This is a genomic window from Cellulomonas telluris, assembly GCF_004886325.1.
GTDB classification, from domain to species: domain Bacteria; phylum Actinomycetota; class Actinomycetes; order Actinomycetales; family Cellulomonadaceae; genus Cellulomonas; species Cellulomonas telluris.
Genome location: NZ_QXFN01000002.1, coordinates 132853 through 152826, shown reverse-complemented (window position 1 = coordinate 152826; position 19974 = coordinate 132853). Strand labels below are relative to the sequence as shown.

The following is a 19974-nucleotide window of genomic DNA, read 5'->3' as shown; positions in this document are numbered from 1 at the left end:
AGATGGCAGTGCTGCTGGAAACTACGGGACGATGATGAAGTCGGACCAGTGTCCGAGGGAAGGTTCGCCCGAACGGCGATGCGAAACTGAGACCGGAAAGTTTCGGTCGGATCAGGCGCCGGAGGGCCCCGACACGCGCACGGAGCCGTCCCCGTCGAGCGCCAGCTCGACGCGGCCCCGCCACGCGTCCCTCGTGCGGGGGAAGTCCGTCCGTGCGTGCCCGCCGCGCGACTCCTCGCGCGCCAGCGCCGCCCGGGTGAGCACCGTCGCCACCTGGTGGACGTTCGTCGTCTCCCACTCCGCGGTCTGCGGGGCCGCCAGGGCGCGGCCGTCGTCGTGCCGCAGGTGCGCGTCCGTGGGTACCGCCGCCAGGGTCTGCGCGGCACGGCGCAGCCCCTCCCCCGAGCGCAGCACGCCCGGGCCGTCCGTCGCCGCCCGCTGCACGCGCGAGCGCGCGGCCGCCGCCACGAGGGCGGCCTCCCCCGGCCGCTCCACGGGGTCGCCCGGGGTGAGGAAGCCGCCCTCCAGGCGGGCGGCCACGTCGCGCGCCGCCCGGTGCGCGAAGACCAGGCCCTCCAGCAGCGAGTTCGACGCCAGCCGGTTCGCCCCGTGCACGCCCGTGCACGCGACCTCGCCGACCGCGTACAGCCCGGGCACCGACGCCCGTCCGTCGAGGTCCGTGACCACGCCGCCCGAGTGGTAGTGCTGGGCGGGCGCGACGGGCACGAGGTCCGTCGTGAGGTCGATGCCGTGGTCGAGCAGCCGCGCGTGGATCGTCGGGAAGCGGCGCCGCAGGAAGTCCGCCCCCAGGTGCCGCGCGTCCAGCCACACGTGGTCGGCCCCGGTCGCCGCGGTGCGCCGCACGATCGCGTGGGCGACGACGTCGCGCGGCGCGAGCTCGGCGAGCGGGTGCACGTCGGGCATGAACCGCACGCCGTCCGTGTCCAGCAGGTACGCGCCCTCGCCCCGCACCGCCTCCGAGACGAGCGTCAGCTGCCCCTTCACCCCCGAGCCGAGCCACAGCACCGTCGGGTGGAACTGCACGAACTCGAGGTCGCCCAGCCGCGCCCCCGCGCGCAGCGCCGCCGCGATGCCGTCACCCGTCGCGAGCGCCGGGTTCGTCGACGAGCGGTACACCTGCCCGATGCCCCCGGTGGCCAGGACGACCGCGGGCGCCAGCGCTGCCCCGACGCCGTCGCGCGACCCCTCGCCGATCACGTGCAGCGTCACGCCCCGCACCGGCCCCGGGGCGCCGTCGGGGCCGGGTTCCCCCGTGAGCACGTCGAGCACGAGCGCGTGCTCGACCACCTCGATGCCCGGGTCGTCGCGCACGGCCTCGATCTGCGCGACGAGCGCCCGCGAGATCTCCGCGCCCGTCGCGTCGCCGCCCGCGTGCGCGATGCGGTCCGCGAGGTGCCCGCCCTCGCGGGTGAGGCTCAGCGTGCCGTCGGGGCCCGTGTCGAACACCGCGCCGCGCGCGACGAGCTCGCGCACCCGCGCCGGCCCCTCCGTCACCAGCATCTCCACGGCCCGCGGGTCGCACAGGCCCGCCCCGGCGACGAGCGTGTCCTGCAGGTGCGCGGCCGGGGAGTCCGCGGGGTCCAGCGCGGCCGCGATGCCGCCCTGCGCCCACACCGTCGACCCCGACGAGAGCACGTCCTTCGTCACCAGCAGCACGCGACCCACCCGGGCGCGCAGCTCCAGGGCCGCGGTCAGCCCCGCGATGCCCGAGCCGACCACCACCGCGTCGGCGTGGACGGTCCAGCCCGGGGCCGGCGCCGCCAGGCGGGTCGCGAGCCGCGTCACCGGGGGGTGGTGGCGCCGCTGCCCGGCTGCGCGGGCGCGTGCGGCGAGGGCACCTGCGCCGGCGCCCCGAGGGCGGCCGGCGCGTGGGGACCGGCGGCGACCGCGGCGCGTCCCTCGGCCAGCGGCAGCCCGCTCGGCACCAGGCCCGCCTCGGCGGTCCACTCGCTCGGCACCTGACCGGGGTCGTCGTCGAGGGCGACCATGCGGTTCTCGGCGTCGACGAGCACGACGTGCGGAGCGTAGGTGCGCGCCTCGGCGTCCGACATCGTCCCGTACGCGATGACGATGACGACGTCCCCCGGGTGCACCAGGTGCGCGGCCGCGCCGTTGACGCAGACCTGCCCCGACCCGGGCTCGCCCGCGATCGCGTACGTCGTCAGCCGCGACCCGTTCGTCACGTCGACGACGTCGACCTGCTGACCCGGCAGCACGTCCGCCGCCGCGAGCAGGTCGGCGTCCACGGTGATCGAGCCGACGTAGTGCAGGTCCGCCGCGGTCACGGTGGCGCGGTGGATCTTGCCGGTCATCATCGTGCGCTGGAGCGTGGTCACGCGGCACCTCCGGCCGTGCGGTCGCCGTGCACCTCGTGGGCCGCGGCGGGGGTCGTGGCGTCGGCCCGCAGGGTGACGGGCGCGTTGTCGATGAGGCGGGTGGCGCCGATGCGCGCGGCGAGCAGCAGCAGCGCGTCGGTCGTGGTGGTGTCGGCGTCGGCGAACGTCGCGGGGTCGACGAGGGCGACGTAGTCCACCGCGTCCCCGTCCGTCAGCGCGTCGTCCAGCACGCGCCGGGCCGCCGCCCGCACGGCCTCGGCGCCCTCCCCCGCGTCCGCCGCCGCGGCACCGGCGCGCAGCGCGGCCGACAGCGCGAGCGCCCGGGCGCGCTCGTCGGCCGACAGGTAGGCGTTGCGGCTCGAGCGCGCCAGCCCGTCGTCCTCCCGGACCGTCGGGTGCGCGACGACCTCGACCGGGACGTCGAGGTCGCGCACCATGCGGCGCACGGCCGCGAGCTGCTGGGCGTCCTTCTGGCCGAACACCGCGGCGTCGGGACGCGTCAGGTGCAGGAGCTTGAGCACCACCGTGAGGACCCCGTCGAGGTGCCCCGGCCGCGATGCGCCCTCGAGCACGTCCCCGATGCGTCCCGCGCAGACGCGCACCACCGGGTCCCCGTCGGGGTACACGACGTCGGGCGTCGGGGCGAACACGACGTCGCCCTCGCCCAGCAGCCCCGGCCCCGTCAGCAGGCGCAGGTCGCCCTCGAGGTCGCGCGGGTAGCGGTCGAGGTCCTCCGCCGGCCCGAACTGCAGCGGGTTGACGAAGATCGTCACGACCACGGCGTCGGCGAGCTCGCGCGCACGGCGGACCAGCTCGAGGTGGCCCTCGTGCAGCGCGCCCATCGTCATCACGACCGCGCGCAGGTACGGCCGCCCGGAGTCGGCGGCGTCGGCGGACTCGAGGGCCGCCTCGTCCTGCGCGTCGAGCGCGGCGTCGAGCGCCGCGCGGTCCTGCACCAGCACGGGACTGGTCGTCATGCGTCCTCCTGCGGCGCCGTGCCGCCGTCGTCCTGCCCGTCGGGCCCCGGGGCCGGCCCCGGGCCGTCCGATGTGTCCAACGCGCCGGTGCCCGGGTTGATGCCCGTCAGCGCGTCGAGGACGCGCTGGGCGTCGGCCGCACCGAGCAGCCCGGCCGCGAGCGCCCGCGACGTCGCCGCGCGGGCCAGGGCACCGTACCCGTTCGGCACGTCCACCGCGCCCGTGCGGGTGCCCAGTGCGGCCAGCGTCACAGCGTGCTCGCCGACCGTGCCGGCGTCGCCGCGCCGCACGGGCCCGGTGAGGGCCGCGATCGCGCCCGGCCCGTCCGGGCCCGACGCGTCCTCCGCGCGCAGGGCGCCGTCGAGCGCGGCGTCCAGCAGCGGCCGCAGGACCCGTCCCGGCTCCGGCACCCCGGCCGCACGCAGCGCCTCGGACGCCTGCGCGACGAGCACGACGAGGTGGTTCGCGGCGTGCGCGAGACCCGCGTGGTACAGGCCGCGCGCCTCCTCGGGCAGCACCACGGGCTCCCCGCCGATCTCCACCACGAGCGCCTGGCCGATCGGCAGCACCGGCGCCGGCGCCGTCACCGCGAAGGCACAGCCTGCGAGGCGCGCCAGGTCCAGCGACGTGCCCGTGAACGTCATGGCCGGGTGCAGCGCGAGCGGGATGACGCCGGCGGCACGCGCGGGCGCGAGCACGTCGACGCCGAACCGTCCCGACGTGTGCACGACGATCTGGCCGGGCTGCCAGCCGCCGGTCTCCGCCAGCCCCCGGACGAGCCCCGGCAGGGCGTCGTCCGGGACGGCCAGCAGCACGAGCTCGGCGCGGCGCACCACCTCGGGCACGTCGACCACGGGGACGCCCGGCAGCAGGGCCGCGGCACGCTCGCGCGACTCCTGCGACACCGCGCTCACCGCCACCACCGGGTGCCCGGCGCCCGCGAGCGCGCTGCCGAGCACGGCACCCACGCGGCCGGCGCCGACGACGCCGACCCCGAGGCGGCCCGGGCGGGCGGCGGGGTCGGCGCTCACGGGGCGTCCCCCGGGGCGGAGGGCGACGTCGTGCCGGTCCCCGCGGCGGTGGGCGACGTGCCGAGCTCGGGCCCGGCGGTCGGCGTGCCGGCGCCCGGTGCGCCCGCGGCCGAGCCGATCGACGCCGGCGCGTGCGGTGCCTCCGCCGCGCGCATCCACAGCTCGGGCCCGGCGACGGCTCGCGCGTGCCGCGCCCGCTCCGACTGCTCGCCCAGCAGGGCGCCGGCCACGGCGGCGTCGAGGTGCGCCACCTGCGGGGAGACGGGGCCGGGGGTGGAGTGCGCGACGAACGTCGCGAGCGCCAGCCGCCGCTGCACCGGCCCCTGCGTCACCGCGAGGCTCTGGGTGCGCTCGTGCGGCACGACCACCACGGTGCGCCACCACCGCCCGGAGCGCATGAGCAGCGCCGTCCGCGTCACGAGGACGCCGTGCCGCCGCCAGCCCAGCGGGTCGAGCCAGCGCGCCCGCCGCGGCGCCGGTGTGAAGCCGCCGTCGTCGACCGTGCCCCGGCACGCCGCGTCGAGCGCGCCCAGCGGGTCGTCCGTGCCGAGGTCGGGCAGCACGAGCCACAGCGCGACCGCCGCCTCCTGACGCGTCGCGACGGGGTGCAGCACCGACGCGTTCGACGCCTCGGGGCCGTACCCGGCGACGTTCATCTCCACGCGCCACCAGTCCGGGCCCCGCCACAGCGGGCCCTGCGTCAGCCGCACCGCCTGCACACGGCCCGGCGGCACGGTCTGCGTCCGCTTCTCCGTCAGGCCGTGCCGCAGCCGGATCCCGTCCGGGGACGTCGCCGCACGGAACGTCGCCGCGCCGTTGAGCCGGCCCCACACGTACCCGCCGACGCCGAGGGCGCCGGGCCCGACGAGGAACAGCGGCCCGACCTCGCGGGTGACCACGACCGCGACGAGCGCGCCGACCACCGCCGCGAGGAACACCCACGGCGCCGTCGACCGGACGATCGAGCGCACGAGCCGCGGCATCGGCAGCTCGTACACCACCTGCTCGGGGGCGGCCTCGAACGCGGGGACCGCCGGGCGGGTGCCGCCGGCGGCACCTGCCGGGGCGGGCTGACCGGCGAGGGCCGCGTCCGCGGGCAGGCCCGGTGCCACGGCGTCGGCGGACGACGGCGCACCCTCGCCCGCCGGCCCGCCGGGGACCGCGTCCTCGCCGGTCGCCGGCGACGGCGCACCCGGGCGCAGCCCCGCCGCGAGCGCGAGGATCTGCGCGCGCAGCGCCTCCGCGTCCGCCTCCCGCAGGAACGCGAGCTGCACGGCGGACCCCGTCCCGCCGGCGACCTCCAGGTTCAGCTGGGCCAGGCCGAACAGCCGCGCGAGCAGCGGCTGCACGACGTCGACGGCCTGCAGCCGGTCCAGCCGCGCCTGGCGCTGCTGGCGGAAGAGGAGCCCCTGGCGCAGGTGCACCGCCTCGTCCGTCACCGCGTACCGCGTGACGCGCCACGCGAGTGCCGAGTACGCGAACCCGACCAGCGCGACCAGCGCGAGCAGGCCCAGCAGCACCAGCCACGCGCGGCCCGGCCCGAACCGCTCCACGAGGCTGCCGACGTCGTCGCTCAGCTGGAAGCCGATGGCCGCGACGACCGCCGCGAGCACCTTCCAGCCGCGCAGCGCCGGCGTCACCGGGTGCATGCGCCGCCAGTCGTACGCGTCCTCCGGCGCCTGCTCGGGCACGGGACGGACCGGATCGCTCACAGCCCCGCCAGCCGTGCCTCGCCGCGCGAGGCCAGGCGGTCGCGCAGCCGTGCGGCCTCCTGCGGCGGCAGGCCCGGGATCGTCGCGTCCGTGCCCGGGGCGGCGGTGTGCAGCTGCACCGTCGCGATGCCGAACCGCCGCTGCACGGGGCCGGCGCTGACGTCGACGTACTGCATGCGCCCGTAGGGCACCACGACCAGCTCGCGGAACAGGATGCCGCGGCGGATGAGCAGGTCGTCGGCGCGCTCGGCGTACGCGAGCGCCCGCACCTGCCGGCGCACCAGCAGCGCACCCCACAGGAACAGCGCGGCGAGCACCGCCGGCACGCCCCAGAGCCAGGCGTAGCCCACGAGCGCGGCGACCACGGCGGTGACGACGACGAGCCCGCCGCCCCAGAGCGCGATCATGAGCAGGCGCACGGTGGCCAGGCGCGACGAGACGGGCGTCCACGCGACGTCGGCCGGGTCGAACGGACCGGCGGTGGGCGCGGGCGCGTGCCCCGGGCTGTCGGTGGTCATGCCCTCATCCTGGCACCGGCGGCACCGGCGCGGCTCCGTCGCGAGGACGGTTCGCCGGGCCGACGGCCCTCAGCCCGCGGTCGGGTCGACGTCCGGCTCGCGCCGGCCCTCCGCCTCGGCGTCCGGCGGCGGGATGCGGCAGAAGTGCTCCACCACGAGCCCCACGACGGCGAGCACGAGCGCGCCGAGCGCCGCCAGCCCCGCCGCGGCGGCGCGCGCCGGGTTGCCCGGGACGTCGCTGTCGGTCAGCAGCGACAGCGCCTGACCGCCGTACCAGCCGACGAGGAGGGCGCCGGTGTAGCAGGAGGCCTTCGCGAGCACGGCCGTGCGGGCGGCGCGCAGCGGGTTCAGCGTGGGCCGCTTGCCCTGCTGGTACTGCCGCACCGCCCACCCGAGGGCGAGCACGACGCCGGCGATGACGAGCTCGACCGCGACGACGAGCCACGGCACCTCCGGGGGCTGCGAGGCGCCGCGTCCGACGGTCACGCGCATGATCGACCAGGTGACCGCCGTGGCCGCGGCCGCGAGCAGGACGAGGGTGCGCCGACGGGTCGCGGTCACGGCCGCTGCGCGTCCCCGTGCGCCTCGCCCGCCCACGCACCGGGTGCGGGCGGCGGCGCGGCCGGCGTGGTGCCCGTGACGGGGAGGAACGGACGCGGGCCCTCGGGCGGTGCCGACGGGTCCACGGAGCCGACCGGGTCGAACGGCCCGGACCGGTGCGTCTGCGGGTGCGCGTCCTCGTGCCCGCGCCCGTCGCCGTACCCGCGCTCCGGCGTCATCGGCTCGGCCGGTGCGGGCTCGGGGCTCGCGGCGGGCACCGGCGCGGTGAGCCAGTCGAGCGCCATCCAGCGCACGCCGTCCCGGTCCGGCGCCGTGGCCGCGAGCTGGGCGACCGGCCCCCCGCCGAGACCGGGCAGGACGGCCTCGGGGTCCACCTGCGCCCACGGCTCCAGCACGAACGCGCGCTCGTGCGCCCGCGGGTGCGGCAGCTCGAGGTCGTCGGTCACGGCGAGCGTGGTGCCGTGGACGACGATGTCGATGTCGAGGGTCCGCGGCCCCCAGTGCTCGAGCCGCTCGCGGCCGTGGCGCTGCTCGATCGCGTGCACCTCGCGCAGCAGCGCGCGGGGGGCGAGGGTCGTGCGGGCGACGACCACCGCGTTGAGGTAGTCGGGCTGCTCCGGCCCGCCCACCGACGCGGTCCGCGCGAGCGGGGACACGGCGAGCACCTCCAGACCGGCGACCCCCGCGAGGTCCGCGACCGCCTGGCGCAGGGTCTCCTGCGCCGGCCCGAGGTTCGCGCCGAGCGCGAGGACCGTCTGGACGGGCGCGTCGGGCGCGCGGTCCAGCTCGTCGGTGAGCACCTCGCCCTCCACGACGTCGTCGTCCCGCACGGGCGGCATGAGCTGGGTCCGCTCGCCGCCGAACGGGTCACCGGCCACGCCGCCCTCGCCGGCCCCGGCGTGGTCGGGCTCGTGACGGGGCGCGTGGTAGCGCAGGTCGGGCCCGGGGCCGAGGGCGTGCGCACCGGAGGGGGCGTCGCCGCCGGACGCGGCGCCGGCCGCCACGGCCGGGAGCACGCCCGTCGGGACGGCGCCCGTGGGGGCGGGCCCGACCACGAGCGGGGCGCTGCCGTCCGGCCCGAGGTCGGGCGCGGGCAGCTCCGCGGGCAGCTCGGCGGGGTCGTGGGGCAGGTGCGCCGCCTCCGCGGTCACCGCGACGCCGGGCGCGGGGGTCACGGGCAGCGGGGCGGTCTCCGGGCGCGCCACCGGACGGGGCGCGGGATCGGGCCGGCGCGCCTCGCCGGAGCCCGGGCGGTACGGCTCCGCCGCGGGCAGCTTCGTGCGGTCCCGGCGGATCGTCACGACGACGTCGCCGAAGGGGACGGTGATCGGCGCCTGCGGCTTGTGCACCGCCACGTCGACCGCCTGCACGTGCGGCTGGGCCAGCACCGTCGCCGCGATGCGCTCGGCCACCGTCTCGACGAGGTCCGCCGGGTCGCCGGCGAGCACCGCCGCGACGTGCTCGGCGAGCACGCCGTAGTTCACCGTGTGCGCGAGGTCGTCGGTGGCCGCGGCGCGACGCGTGTCGAGGTGCACGACGACGTCGGCGACGAACGTCTGCCCCTCGCGGCGCTCGTGCGCGAAGACCCCGTGGTACCCGGTCGCCCGGATCCCCTCGAGCCTGATCTGGTCGAGCCGACGGCCCTCGCCGTCCTGCACGTCGTCCTGCGCGCTCACCGCACTCCCTCCGGTCCGGGCGTCCGCACCGCAGCATGCCCGACGCGCCCCGTCGCGCGCCCCTCCCGCCGCGTGCCGACCCCGTCGTCGTCCGCCCTGTCGTCCGCCCCGTCGTCCGTGACGCCCCGGGCCGCCCGCCACGCGGCGGCGACCCGCACGGCGTCCGCCGACGCCGCCACCTCGTGCACGCGGACCGCCCACACGCCGGCGGCCGCCGCGAGGGCGGTCACGGCAGCGGTCGCGTGGTCGCGCGCGGCCGGCGGTGCCGGCCGGCCGTCGCGGTCGGCCAGCAGGTGGCCGAGGAACCGCTTGCGGCTCGCGCCGACGAGCACGGGGAAGCCGTCGGCCACGAGCGCCGGCAGGTGCGCGAGCAGCGGCCAGTTGCTGGTGCCGGTCTTCGCGAAGCCGAGGCCCGGGTCGAGCACCACCTGCTCGTCGCGCACCCCGGCCGCGCGCAGCGCGTCGACGCGCTCCGCCAGCTCGCGGCGCACGTCCGCGACCACGTCGTCGTACAGGTCGTGGGCGTCCATGACGTCGGCGTGCCCGCGCCAGTGCATCGCGACGTACGCGGCCCCCGTGCCTGCGACGACCGCCGGCATCTCGGGGTCGGCCATGCCGCCGGAGACGTCGTTGACCAGCACCGCGCCCGCCTCGACCGCGGCCTGCGCCACCGAGGCGCGCGTGGTGTCGACGCTCACGGCCGCCCCCTCGGCGGCCAGGCGACGCACCACGGGCAGCACGCGCGCGAGCTCCTCGTCGACGGGGACGCGGGCGGCGCCGGGCCGGGTCGACTCGCCGCCCACGTCGAGCAGGTCCGCCCCCTGGGCGGCGAGCTCGAGGCCGTGCGCGACCGCCGCGTCGGGGTCGAACCAGCGGCCGCCGTCGGAGAACGAGTCGGGCGTGACGTTGACGACGCCCATGACGAGCGTGCGCGCGGGGGCCCGCAGCGCCTCCGGCAGCGCGCTCAGCCGCTCCTGCGCCGTCACGGGCACCCCGCCCGCGCTCAGCGCCCGGCGACGAGGCTCATCGCCTCGGCGCGCGTCGCGACGTCGCGCATCTGCCCCCGCACGGCGGACGTCACGGTCCGGGACCCCGGCTTGCGGACGCCGCGCATCGACATGCACAGGTGCTCGCACTCGACGACCACGAGGACGCCCCGCGGCTGCAGCACGTCGACCAGGGCGTCCGCGACCTGCGACGTCAGGCGCTCCTGCACCTGGGGGCGCCGGGCGTACACGTCGACGAGCCGCGCCAGCTTGGACAGCCCCGTGATGCGGCCGTCCTCGCCGGGGATGTAGCCGACGTGCGCGACCCCGTGGAACGGCACCAGGTGGTGCTCGCAGGTCGAGTACACCTCGATGTCGCGCACGAGGACCATCTCCTCGTGGCCGAGGTCGAAGGTCGTCGTCAGGACGTCCCGCGGCTCCTGGTACAGGCCCGCGAAGATCTCCCGGTAGGCGCGCGCGACGCGCCCCGGCGTCTCGCGCAGGCCCTCGCGGTCCGGGTCCTCGCCGACGGCGAGCAGCAGCTCGCGCACGGCGCGCTCCGCGCGCGCCTCGTCGAACGTCCCCACCGCCAGTCCGGCGCCACGACCCGTCGCGCCGATCGGCACGATCACCGAGTCGGGGTCCTGGCCGGACCCGTCGCGCCGGCTCCCGTCCTGCCCCGTCACGTCCTGCCCGGTCACGTCCTGCGCGGTCACGTCGGCCTCCGTCCGCCCGGTCACGTCAGTGCTGCCCGCCCGTGTCCGGCGTCTGCCCCGGCGGCACCTCGACGACGGCGGTCGGCGGGCGCTCGTCGCTCGCCGCGGCGGCCTCGTCCTGCGGGACGACCGGGTGACCGTTCTGCGCCGCCTTCTCGGCCGGCGTCATGACGGGGCCGCGCTCGCTGACGGACCGGTCGTCGCCGGAGATCCACACCTCGCGGGGCGGACGCTTCGTGACGGGCGCGAAGATCTCCGCCAGCTGGTCGCCGTTGAGCGTCTCCTTCTCGAGCAGCTCGAGCACGAGGTGGTCGAGCACGTCGCGGTACTCCACGAGGACCTCGCGCGCCTCGTCGTGGGCCCGCTCGATGAGCTGGCGCACCTCGAGGTCGATCGCGGCGGCCACGTCCTCGGAGTAGTCGCGCTGGTGGCCGACGTCGCGGCCGAGGAACATCTCGCTCGACTCCTGGCCCAGCTTGATCGCGCCGATGCGCGAGCTCATGCCGTACTGCGTGACCATCTTGCGTGCCGTCTGCGTGGCCTTCTCGATGTCGTTGCTCGCACCCGTCGTGGGGTCGTGGAACACGAGCTCCTCGGCGACCCGGCCGCCCATGGCGTAGGCGAGCTGGTCGAGCAGCTCGTTGCGGGTCGTGGAGTACTTGTCCTCCATCGGCATGACCATCGTGTAGCCGAGGGCGCGCCCGCGCGGCAGGATCGTCACCTTCGTCACCGGGTCGGTGTACCGCATCGCGGCCGCCACCAGGGCGTGCCCGCCCTCGTGGTACGCGGTGATCTTGAGCTCCTTGACGTTCATCACGCGCGTCCGCTTCTGCGGGCCGGCGATGACGCGGTCGATCGCCTCGTCCAGCGCGGCGTCGTCGATGACCTGGGCGCTGCGGCGTGCGGTGAGCAGCGCGGCCTCGTTGAGGACGTTCGCGAGGTCGGCGCCGCTGAAGCCGGGCGTGCGGCGCGCGACGACCGCGAGGTCGACGCCCGGCGCCATCGGCTTGCCCTGCGCGTGCACCTTGAGGATGTGCTCGCGGCCCTTGAGGTCCGGCGGCTCCACCGCGACCTGGCGGTCGAAGCGGCCGGGGCGCAGCAGCGCCGGGTCGAGGATGTCGGGGCGGTTCGTGGCGGCGATGAGGATGACGTTCGTCTTGACGTCGAAGCCGTCCATCTCGACGAGCATCTGGTTGAGCGTCTGCTCGCGCTCGTCGTGCCCGCCGCCGAGCCCGGCGCCGCGGTGGCGGCCGACCGCGTCGATCTCGTCGACGAAGATGATCGCCGGCGAGTTCTCCTTGGCCTGCTGGAACAGGTCGCGCACGCGGCTCGCGCCGACGCCGACGAACATCTCGACGAAGTCCGAGCCGGAGATCGAGTAGAACGGCACGCCCGCCTCGCCCGCGACGGCGCGCGCGAGCAGCGTCTTGCCGGTCCCGGGCGGGCCGTAGAGCAGGACGCCCTTGGGGATCTTCGCGCCGACGGCCTGGAACTTGGCCGGCTCCGCGAGGAACTCCTTGATCTCCTGGAGCTCCTCGACCGCCTCGTCGACGCCCGCGACGTCCGCGAACGTCACCTTGGGCGACTCCTTGCTCACGAGCTTGGCGCGGGACTTGCCGAAGCTCATGACGCGCGAGCCGCCGCCCTGCATGTTCGACATCAGGAACCAGAACAGGCCCAGGATGATGACGAACGGCAGGAGGATGCCGAGCAGGCTGCCCCACCAGGACGGCTGCGGGACCTTCGACGTGAAGCCCTCGGCGGGGTCGGCCGCGGTGACCGCGTCGACGACCTGCTCGCCCTGGGGGGTGACGTAGAAGAAGAAGACCTGCGTGCCGAGGTCCGTCTCCTCGTCCGGCTGGTACGCCTCGGTGAGGGTCAGGTCGACCCGCTGCGTGCCCTCGGTGATGAGGACCTGCTCGACCTTGCCGTCCTCGAGCAGCTCGAGGCCCGTGGACGTGTCGACCTGCTGGACGGTGGGCACGCGCAGCATGCTGAAGGCGACCACCGTGAGGACGACGGCCAGTGCGACCCACAGGAGGGGGCCGCGGACGAGACGCTTGAGGTTCATGGGCGATCGGGGCGCTGGCCCCTCATCCTCCGCTCGCAGGGACACCGGGCCCCGACGTTACACGGCGGCGCTGGACGTTCCCTGGGTGTTCGCCCAGGGCACACCCCGTCCGGGCCGGCCGCGGCCGGCCCTCTCAGTCGCCGTAGACGTGGGGCGCGAGCGTGCCCACGAACGGCAGGTTCCGGTACCGCTCGGCGTAGTCCAGGCCGTAGCCCACGACGAACTCGTTCGCGATGTCGAAGCCGACGTAGCGCACCGGCACCTCGACCTTGGCGGCGTCGGGCTTGCGCAGCATCGTCGCGATCTCGACCGAGGCCGGCCCGCGCGAGCGCAGGTTGGACAGCAGCCAGCTCAGCGTCAGGCCCGAGTCGATGATGTCCTCGACGATGAGCACGTGGCGGCCGGTCAGGTCCGTGTCGAGGTCCTTGAGGATCCGCACGACGCCGGACGACTTGGTGCCCGAGCCGTAGGACGACACCGCCATCCAGTCCATCGCCATCGGCACGTGCAGGCGCCGCGCGAGGTCCGCCATGACCATGACCGCGCCCTTGAGGACGCCGACGAGCAGCACCTCGCGGCCCGCGTAGTCCGCGTCGATCTGCGCGGCCATCTCGTCCAGCCGCGTGTGCAGCTGCTCCTCGCTCAGCAGCACCCGCTCGAGGTCGTCGCCCATGTCCGCCGCGTCCACGTCCCACTCCCACCCGTCGTGCTGGTCGTCGTCACGCGGCCGCGCGCGTGCCGCCGCCCCGGGCGCCGTGGCACCCGGCCGGCCGAGGTAGAGCCTGCCACACGAGCGGCGGCCGACCCGCCCGCCGGGCAGGTGCGCGTCGCCCTGCCCGCGCCAGTCCGTGACGAGCGCGTCGACGGCCAGCACGTGGGTCCGCGCGAGGGAGCCCGCCGGCACGCCGGCGCGGACGGCGGCGGCGTGCAGGGCGCGGCGGCGGACCGCCGTCGGGGCGCCCGCCAGCACCGCGACGTCCAGGACGACGGCGTCGTGCCCGTCCGGGAGCAGGGCGTCCGGGACCAGGGCGTCCGGGACCAGGGCGTCCGCCAGCAGGTCCGCCGCGAGCCCGTCCAGCGCGTCGGCCGACTCCGCGAGGGCGTCCGCCGTGCGTGCCAGCGACGCCGCGACGCCGGGGCCGAGGACCTCCTCGAGCAGCGGCAGCACGTCGCGGCGCACGCGGCTGCGCAGGGGCAGGTCGGGCGCGGCGGCCGTCGCGCCGGGATCCCGCCCGTTGGTCGGGTCGTGCCAGGGCGTGAGGCCCTGGGCGGCGCACGCGGCCTCCGTGTCGGTCCGGCGCAGGCCGAGCAGCGGGCGGCGCAGCACGCCGCGCACCGGCCGCATGCCCGCGAGCGCGCGCTCCCCCGACCCGCGCGCGAGCGCCAGCAGGACGCCCTCGGCCTGGTCGTCGAGGGTGTGGCCCAGCAGCACCGCCGCCGCGCCCGTGCCCGCGGCGACCTCCCGCAGCGCCGCGTACCGTGCGTCGCGCGCCGCAGCCTCCGGCCCGCCCGGACCGGTCACGTGCGCACGCACGACGTGCACGGGGTCGAGGCCGAGCTCCCGGCAGGTGCCGGCCGCAGCGGCCGCCAACGCGTCGGAGCCCTCCTGCAGGCCGTGGTCCACCACGACGGCGCCGGCCGCGAGCCCGGCACCGGTGCGCGCCCGGCGCCCGGCCTCGTGCGCGAGGCCCGCGGCGAGCGCGAGGGAGTCGGCACCGCCCGAGCACGCGACGAGCACGACGGCCCCGGCCGGGACGTCCGCGAGCGCGCGCCGCACGGCCGTCCGCACCGCGGCGACGGCGGGGTGCGGACCGCTCACCCGTGCACGCGGCGGACCCAGGCGGCCGGGTCCGCGACCTCCGCGGGCGTGGGCAGCGCCGCCGCGCCCGACCAGACCGCGTTGAACCCCTCCGGGCCCACCGCGCTGCGCACCGCGCGCACGAACGCCGCACCGTCGCGGTACTGCGCGAGCTTGAGGTCGAGGCCCAGCAGCCGGCGCAGGGCCCGCTCGAGGCCGCCGGCGCGCGCCGCCTGGTCGCGGCGGCGCTCGAACGCGCGGCGGATCGCCCGCACGGTCGGCACGACCCGCGGCCCGACCTCGTCCATCATGACGTCGGCGTGCCCCTCGAGCAGCGCCATGACGGCGCTGACCTCGTCGAACACGACGCGCTGCCGCGGCGTCAGGACCTGCAGCACCCCGCCCGACCCCTCGGGGCCCGTGAGGGACCGCACGAGCGCGGACAGCAGGTCCTCCAGGCGCGGGCCGGCGGGCCGTGCGTCGCGGTCGCGACGCCCGTCGGGCCGCGGCGCGAGGTCGGCGAGGTCGGACAGCAGCTCCGCGGACCGCTCCCGCAGGTGCGCGGCGAGCCACGGCGCCGCGGCGAACTGCAGCGCGTGCGTCTGCTCGTGCAGCGAGACCCAGAGCCGGAAGTCGTGCGGGTCGACGCCGAGCGCCCGCTCGACCTGCAGCACGTTCGGGGCCACCAGCAGCAGCCGCCCGGGCTGCCCGGCGTCCGCCGTGAACGGGTCGAACTGCCCCAGGACCTTGCCCGCCAGCAGCGCGAGCACGCCGCCCGCCTGCGCGGCCGCGGCCAGGCGCGCGGCGTCCGGGACCTCGACCGGCGTGCCGTCGCTGCGCGTCGCGAGCGGTGCCGCCATGACCGAGAACATCTCGGCGTTGGCCTGCGCCCAGCGTGGCCGGTCGACCACGTGCACGCGGGCCAGCGCGTCGGCGGTGCGCCCGTCCGCGGGCACCATCCCCGTCGCGTCCACGACGTGCCGTGCGGCGACCGCCGCCGAGGTGCGCAGCTCGGCGACCAGCGCGGTGAGCTCGTCCCGGCCGGCGACGGGCCCGGGGGCCGCGAGGCGTCCGGCGACGCGGGCGGCCGCGTGCCAGTCGACGGGTCCGGCGGTGGCGGGGTCCATCGGGTCACGGTAACCCCGCGGCGGTCCGGCGGGGTGGGCGACGGGGTCCGGACCGGCCCCGGGCGACGTCAGCGGCAGCCGCAGGCGGCGAGCGCGGTGACGAAGCCGTCCACGGCCTGCCGCGGCGCCCACTGGCCGCCGGGCGGGGTCTGGTCCGCCATCACGACGAACGCGAGCTGGCGGCCCTGGGCGTCGAGGACCGTGCCGGCCAGCGACGTCACCGCCGGGAGGCTGCCCGTCTTCGCCCGGACCAGGCCGCGCGCCGGCGAGCCGGTGAACCGGTCGTGCAGCGTGCCGGTGAGGCCCGCGACCGGCATGCCGGTGGCGACGTCGCGCAGGGCGGGGTGGGCGGGGTCCGTCGTGAGGCGGACGAGGTCGACGAGCAGCGCGGGCGACAGCGACGACGTCGTCGCCAGGCCCGACGCGTCGACCAGGCGCGCGCCGGACACGTCGACGCCCAGCGAGGCGACGGCGCGCAGCACGGCCTGCGTCCCACCCTCGAAGCTGCCGGGCAGGCCGGCGTCGACCGCCACGAGACGGGCCACCACCTCGGTGACGGTGTTGTCGGACGTGTCGAGGAAGTAGTGCGTGACGTCCGCGACCGTGGCCGACTCGACGCGCGCGAGCTCGGTCCCCTCGACCGGCGAGCCGGCGCGCGACGGCCGCCCCTGCACCGTCACGCCCGCCTCGGCCAGGCGCTGCGCGAAGATCTCCGCCGCGGCGAGCGACGGGTCCGCCGCGCGCGGCGGGTACTCGCCGGGGCGCAGCTTCGCGAGGTCCACCGCGAGCGCGGTGATCGGCGCCGTGAAGCCCATGTCGACGTAGTCGGGGTCCCAGACGGGGTGCTCGGTGGGTCCGCTGAACAGCGAGTCGTCGACGACGAGCTCCACCGTCGTCGTCCCACGCAGCGTGAGGGCGCTCGCCGTGGCCCGCGCGAGGTCGGCCATGCCGGCGTGCCCGAGCACCGCGTCGGGGTCGCCCTCCCCCGCGGCGAGCAGCACGTCCCCGCCGCCGACCAGCGCGATCCGGTCGCCCTCGAGCGCGACCACGCGCGTCGCCAGCGTCGCCTCGGGGTCCAGCCGGGACAGCGCGGCGACGCCGGTGAGCAGCTTCGCCGTGGAGGCCGGCACGCGGCCCGCGTCGGGCTGGTGGGCCGCCAGGACGTCACCCGTCAGCTGGTCCGCGACGACGACGCCCACCGAGGGGCCCAGCCGCGGGTCGGCGACGAGACCGTCGACGAGCGCCTGCACGGCCGCCGACGACGGCAGCGGCACCTGCGGGTCGAGGTCGGCGAGCGCACGGGCGACGGGCGTGGGCTCGGTCGCGCCGGGCGCGGTGGGGAACGGCGACGGGTCCGGCACGGGCGGGGCCAGCGTCACGAGGCCGGGGACGACGTCGTAGGCGTCGGCGGTCGCGTACGCCCCCGCGCCGAGAACGAGGACCAGCACGGCGGTGCCCGCCGCGCGCGCCGCTGTGGTCATCGTCACCCGTCCTGCTCCTGCGGGCTTCCGGTACCGCCCCGCCGGTGCGCCACACTACTGTCCGAGACAACGGCGCCCGGGGAGACGACGCGCCCAAGGTCACCTGAGTCCGCACCGAGGGCCGGCGGGTGGGGACGCGTGGAGGAAGCACAGTGGAGTTCGACGTCACGATCGAGATCCCCAAGGGGCAGCGCAACAAGTACGAGGTGGACCACGCGACCGGGCGCATCCGCCTGGACCGCATGCTCTTCACCTCGACGCGGTACCCCGACGACTACGGCTTCATCGAGGGCACGCTCGGTGAGGACGGCGACCCGCTCGACGCGCTCGTCCTGCTGGAGGAGCCCACGTTCCCCGGCTGCCTGATCCGCTGCCGCGCGCTCGGCATGTTCCGCATGCGGGACGAGGCCGGCGGTGACGACAAGGTGCTGTGCGTCCCGACGGGCGACCAGCGCGCCGCCTGGCGGCAGGACATCGACGACGTCTCCGACTTCCACCGTCTGGAGATCCAGCACTTCTTCGAGGTCTACAAGGACCTCGAGCCGGGCAAGTCCGTCGAGGGCGCCCACTGGGTGGGGCGCGCCGAGGCGGAGGCCGAGATCGAGCGGTCGCGCCAGCGCGCCATCGACACGGGGTACGACACCGGCCACTGACGCCCCGCCCCGTCGCGGCACGACGCCCGGCCCCCTCGCAGGAGGGGTGCCGGGCGTCGTCGCGTCCGGGCGCGTGCGCGCGACCGGCAGGTGGACGTGCGGGCGGACCGACCGCGGGTCGGTGCGCCCTGCGGCGCTCGGGCGGGCACGGACGCGCGGCTCGTCGACGCACCGTCCCGGGGTCCGGGCAGGCCGGCGGGGACGAGCCTCGGGCGGCGTCCCGTCAGGGGCGGCCGGCGAACGGCATCGTGCCCGACCAGCGCATCGGCACCTGGCGCAGCGGCACGCCCGGCTTCGACGCCTCGACGATCTGCCCGTTGCCGGCGTAGATCGCGACGTGGGTGATCGAGTCGGGGTTGTTGGGGTTCCTGCCCCAGAACACCAGGTCGCCCGGACGCAGCTGGTCGTACGAGATCTTCAGGACCTGCTTGTACTGGTCCCGTGACGTGCGGTTGAGGTTCACGCCCGCGGAGCGCCACGCGCCCGACGTCAGGCCCGAGCAGTCGTACCCGTTCGGGCCCGTGCCGCCCCAGACGTAGGGCAGGCCGATCTTGCTCTGCGCCCACGCGACCGCCGCCGCGCCGGCCGCGGCCGAGCCGCGGGAGGTGCCGGTGCCGAGGCCGTAGGGAGCACTCGGGGCGGGCGCCGGGGCCGGGGCCGGGGCGGGCGCGGGGGCCGGTGCCGGGGCGGGCGCCGGCGCGGGGGCGGGGGCGGGGGCGGGCGCCGGGTTGGCCGGAGCCGGGTTCGCCGGAGCCGGGTTCGCCGGTGCCGGGTTCGCGGGTGCCGGGTTCGCCGGAGCCGGGTTCGCCGGAGCCGGGTTCGCGGGCGCCGGGCGCGACGGGGCCGGGGCGCCGCCCGCCGGTGCCGAGGGTGCCGTCACCGGGCGCAGCCGCTCGGCCTGAGCGGCCGCCTCGGCACGGGCACGGCGCTCGGCGTCCAGGGCGTCCTGGCGCGCGCGCTCCACCTCGGCGCTCGTCTGGCGGGCGGCCGCGAGGGCGGCGATCAGGCTCTCACGCTCGGCCTGGCCGGCCGCGAGGGAGGCGTCCGCGTCCGACTGCGCGTCCTCGGCCGCCGCGAGCGCGTCCTCGGCGTCGGCCGCCGCGGTCTCGGCCTCGGCGGCCGCCTGCGTCGACCGCTTCTGCATCGTCTCGGCGACCAGCAGGGCGGCCCGGAACTCCTGGACGGCCTCGTCGGCCTTGCCGGTCGCGCGGTTGAGGGCGGTCGAGCGGCGCGCGACGTCCTGGAAGCCGTCCGCGGACAGCACGGCCTCGAGCGCCTCGACCGAGCCGCCCGAGCGGGCCAGCTGCCGGGCGACCGCGACGAGCCGCTGCCGCGCCTCCTCGGCCTGCGCCCCGGCCTCCTCGGACCGCGCGGCGGCCTCCTGCGCGCGGGCCTCGGCGGCGTCCGCGTCCGCGAGCGCCTGGGCGTAGTCCTCGCCGGCGCCCTGGACGGCGACCTCGGCGGCGTCGGCGGAGGCGGCGAGCTCGGCGAGCCGCACCTCCATCTGCGCGACCGAGCGCTGCGCCTGCCCGACGGCCGCGCGTGCGTCGCGCACGTCGCGGTCGCTCGGGGCGGCCCCGGCCGGCGGCGCGACGAGCCCGAGGGTCAGCAGGCCGACCGGCGCCACGGCGAGCAGGCGGCGGTGCCGCACCCAGGCGGAGGTGCGTCGCCGCGCCCCCGTCGCACGGGGGTCGCCGGAGGTCGGGAGGGCACCGTCACGGGGGCCCGCCGGCCGGTCGGCGCGGGTCGTCGCCCGCTGCTGCTCGTCACGCACGTCGGCGACGCTACCTGCGTCGTTCCCAGGAATGAACACCTGTCACACAGGTCCCAGAAGTCACATCGATGTCGTTCGGGACGAACCCGGACAGACCTTCTGGGCCGACCGGGTGACGGGGCTCGGAGACCCCGTCGGGCTCACGACTCCTCCTCCCGCCACTGCCGCCGCGGCGCCGCGCACCGAGCGCGCCGGCGCGCCTCCCGACCGCATCGACAGCCCCGCAGGCGAAGGTGAGGTCCGGACGGCGCGCGCCGCCGGCGCCGACCGCCCACGGGGCGCACGGACCGACGTGTCTCGGTGGGTGAGACGCGCGTACCGATGCTCGGGACGGCGCACGTACTCTCGGTCACATGTCCCGCCGAATGTGTCGCTGACCGCGCACGCTCGGCCGTACCCGCGGCCGGTCGCCCCTCGCGGCCGCCGCCGAGCCCCGGCTCGTCCCGTGCGCACCACACCCCCCGCGGGGCGGGCGACGGCAGCGCGCTCCTCGGGTGTCCCCCGCCCCCCCGCCGCACCGCCGGCGCCGCCCCCAG

16 protein-coding genes and 1 pseudogene are annotated in these 19974 nt (G+C 77.4%); 1 reads left to right on the top strand and 16 read right to left on the bottom strand.

Translation table 11 applies throughout. From position 1 onward, the window contains the following. Nucleotides 1–111: 111 nt before the first annotated feature. The 15 genes and pseudogenes from FB586_RS06030 to dacB form a co-directional block, all read right to left on the bottom strand. Entirely contained in the window at nt 112–1806 is a 1695-nt protein-coding gene (locus FB586_RS06030) for an L-aspartate oxidase (protein ID WP_136518439.1), read from the bottom strand. Continuing rightward, nucleotides 1803–2357 carry an aspartate 1-decarboxylase gene (gene panD, locus FB586_RS06025; protein WP_136518438.1) on the bottom strand — a complete coding sequence of 185 codons (555 nt, stop codon included), beginning with the start codon at nt 2355–2357 and terminating at the stop codon, nt 1803–1805. Before panD ends, FB586_RS06030 begins: the two co-directional genes overlap by 4 nt. Beyond that, nucleotides 2354–3334, bottom strand: a complete 981-nt coding sequence (gene panC / locus FB586_RS06020; protein ID WP_136518437.1) for a pantoate--beta-alanine ligase — start codon at nt 3332–3334, stop codon at nt 2354–2356. The genes panD and panC overlap by 4 nt, the downstream gene beginning before the upstream one ends. After that, the gene (locus FB586_RS06015) at nt 3331–4365 is read right to left on the bottom strand and encodes a Rossmann-like and DUF2520 domain-containing protein (protein WP_136518436.1); all 1035 of its coding nucleotides are present in this window, start codon (nt 4363–4365) and stop codon (nt 3331–3333) included. The genes panC and FB586_RS06015 overlap by 4 nt, the downstream gene beginning before the upstream one ends. After that, nucleotides 4362–6056, bottom strand: a complete 1695-nt coding sequence (locus FB586_RS06010) for a PH domain-containing protein (protein WP_246036556.1) — start codon at nt 6054–6056, stop codon at nt 4362–4364. Before FB586_RS06010 ends, FB586_RS06015 begins: the two co-directional genes overlap by 4 nt. 17 nt (nt 6057–6073) lie before the next feature. Beyond that, complete coding sequence (locus tag FB586_RS06005; protein ID WP_136518435.1) at nt 6074–6595, bottom strand: PH domain-containing protein; 522 nt, start codon at nt 6593–6595, stop codon at nt 6074–6076. Nucleotides 6596–6664: 69 nt separating this feature from the next. Then, nucleotides 6665–7156: a DUF3180 domain-containing protein gene (locus FB586_RS06000; RefSeq protein WP_136518434.1), complete on the bottom strand. Its 492-nt coding sequence runs from the start codon at nt 7154–7156 to the stop codon at nt 6665–6667. Beyond that, nucleotides 7153–8832, bottom strand: coding sequence for a 2-amino-4-hydroxy-6-hydroxymethyldihydropteridine diphosphokinase (gene folK / locus FB586_RS05995; RefSeq protein ID WP_136518433.1), 1680 nt, complete (start codon nt 8830–8832; stop codon nt 7153–7155). Before folK ends, FB586_RS06000 begins: the two co-directional genes overlap by 4 nt. Continuing rightward, nucleotides 8829–9752, bottom strand: coding sequence for a dihydropteroate synthase (folP, locus tag FB586_RS05990; protein WP_136518914.1), 924 nt, complete (start codon nt 9750–9752; stop codon nt 8829–8831). Before folP ends, folK begins: the two co-directional genes overlap by 4 nt. Before the next feature lie 83 nt (nt 9753–9835). Further along, entirely contained in the window at nt 9836–10450 is a 615-nt protein-coding gene (folE, locus tag FB586_RS05985) for a GTP cyclohydrolase I FolE (protein ID WP_442319894.1), read from the bottom strand. A gap of 109 nt (nt 10451–10559) precedes the next feature. After that, nucleotides 10560–12605, bottom strand: a complete 2046-nt coding sequence (ftsH, locus tag FB586_RS05980; RefSeq protein ID WP_136518432.1) for an ATP-dependent zinc metalloprotease FtsH — start codon at nt 12603–12605, stop codon at nt 10560–10562. A gap of 133 nt (nt 12606–12738) precedes the next feature. Then, nucleotides 12739–13293 carry a hypoxanthine phosphoribosyltransferase gene (gene hpt / locus FB586_RS19785; RefSeq protein WP_222928325.1) on the bottom strand — a complete coding sequence of 185 codons (555 nt, stop codon included), beginning with the start codon at nt 13291–13293 and terminating at the stop codon, nt 12739–12741. Between the two features lie 99 nt (nt 13294–13392). Continuing rightward, nucleotides 13393–14343 (bottom strand): annotated as a pseudogene (tilS, locus tag FB586_RS20375) (tRNA lysidine(34) synthetase TilS); the annotation flags it as partial. A 77-nt stretch (nt 14344–14420) separates the two neighbouring features. Then, nucleotides 14421–15530, bottom strand: a complete 1110-nt coding sequence (locus FB586_RS05970; protein WP_136518430.1) for an Rv3626c family coenzyme F420 biosynthesis-associated protein — start codon at nt 15528–15530, stop codon at nt 14421–14423. Between the two features lie 68 nt (nt 15531–15598). Further along, complete coding sequence (gene dacB, locus FB586_RS05965) at nt 15599–17011, bottom strand: D-alanyl-D-alanine carboxypeptidase/D-alanyl-D-alanine endopeptidase (protein WP_136518912.1); 1413 nt, start codon at nt 17009–17011, stop codon at nt 15599–15601. A gap of 152 nt (nt 17012–17163) precedes the next feature. Here dacB and FB586_RS05960 point away from each other — a divergent pair, with 152 nt between their 5' ends. Continuing rightward, nucleotides 17164–17664, top strand: coding sequence for an inorganic diphosphatase (locus FB586_RS05960; protein WP_135975607.1), 501 nt, complete (start codon nt 17164–17166; stop codon nt 17662–17664). A 223-nt stretch (nt 17665–17887) separates the two neighbouring features. Here the strand turns inward: FB586_RS05960 and FB586_RS05955 are convergent, their stop codons facing one another. After that, nucleotides 17888–19438, bottom strand: coding sequence for a C40 family peptidase (locus FB586_RS05955; RefSeq protein WP_246036554.1), 1551 nt, complete (start codon nt 19436–19438; stop codon nt 17888–17890). Between the last annotated feature and the right edge of the window lie 536 nt (nt 19439–19974).

Bases quoted from the DNA above. Each gene is read 5' to 3' on its own strand.
- panC (WP_136518437.1), bottom strand. From the start codon at position 3,334: ATGACGACCAGTCCCGTGCTGGTGCAGGACCGCGCGGCGCTCGACGCC.
- FB586_RS06005 (WP_136518435.1), bottom strand. From the start codon at position 6,595: ATGACCACCGACAGCCCGGGGCACGCGCCCGCGCCCACCGCCGGTCCG.
- folP (WP_136518914.1), bottom strand. From the start codon at position 9,752: ATGGGCGTCGTCAACGTCACGCCCGACTCGTTCTCCGACGGCGGCCGC.
- ftsH (WP_136518432.1), bottom strand. From the start codon at position 12,605: ATGAACCTCAAGCGTCTCGTCCGCGGCCCCCTCCTGTGGGTCGCACTG.
- FB586_RS05970 (WP_136518430.1), bottom strand. From the start codon at position 15,530: ATGGACCCCGCCACCGCCGGACCCGTCGACTGGCACGCGGCCGCCCGC.
- dacB (WP_136518912.1), bottom strand. From the start codon at position 17,011: ATGACCACAGCGGCGCGCGCGGCGGGCACCGCCGTGCTGGTCCTCGTT.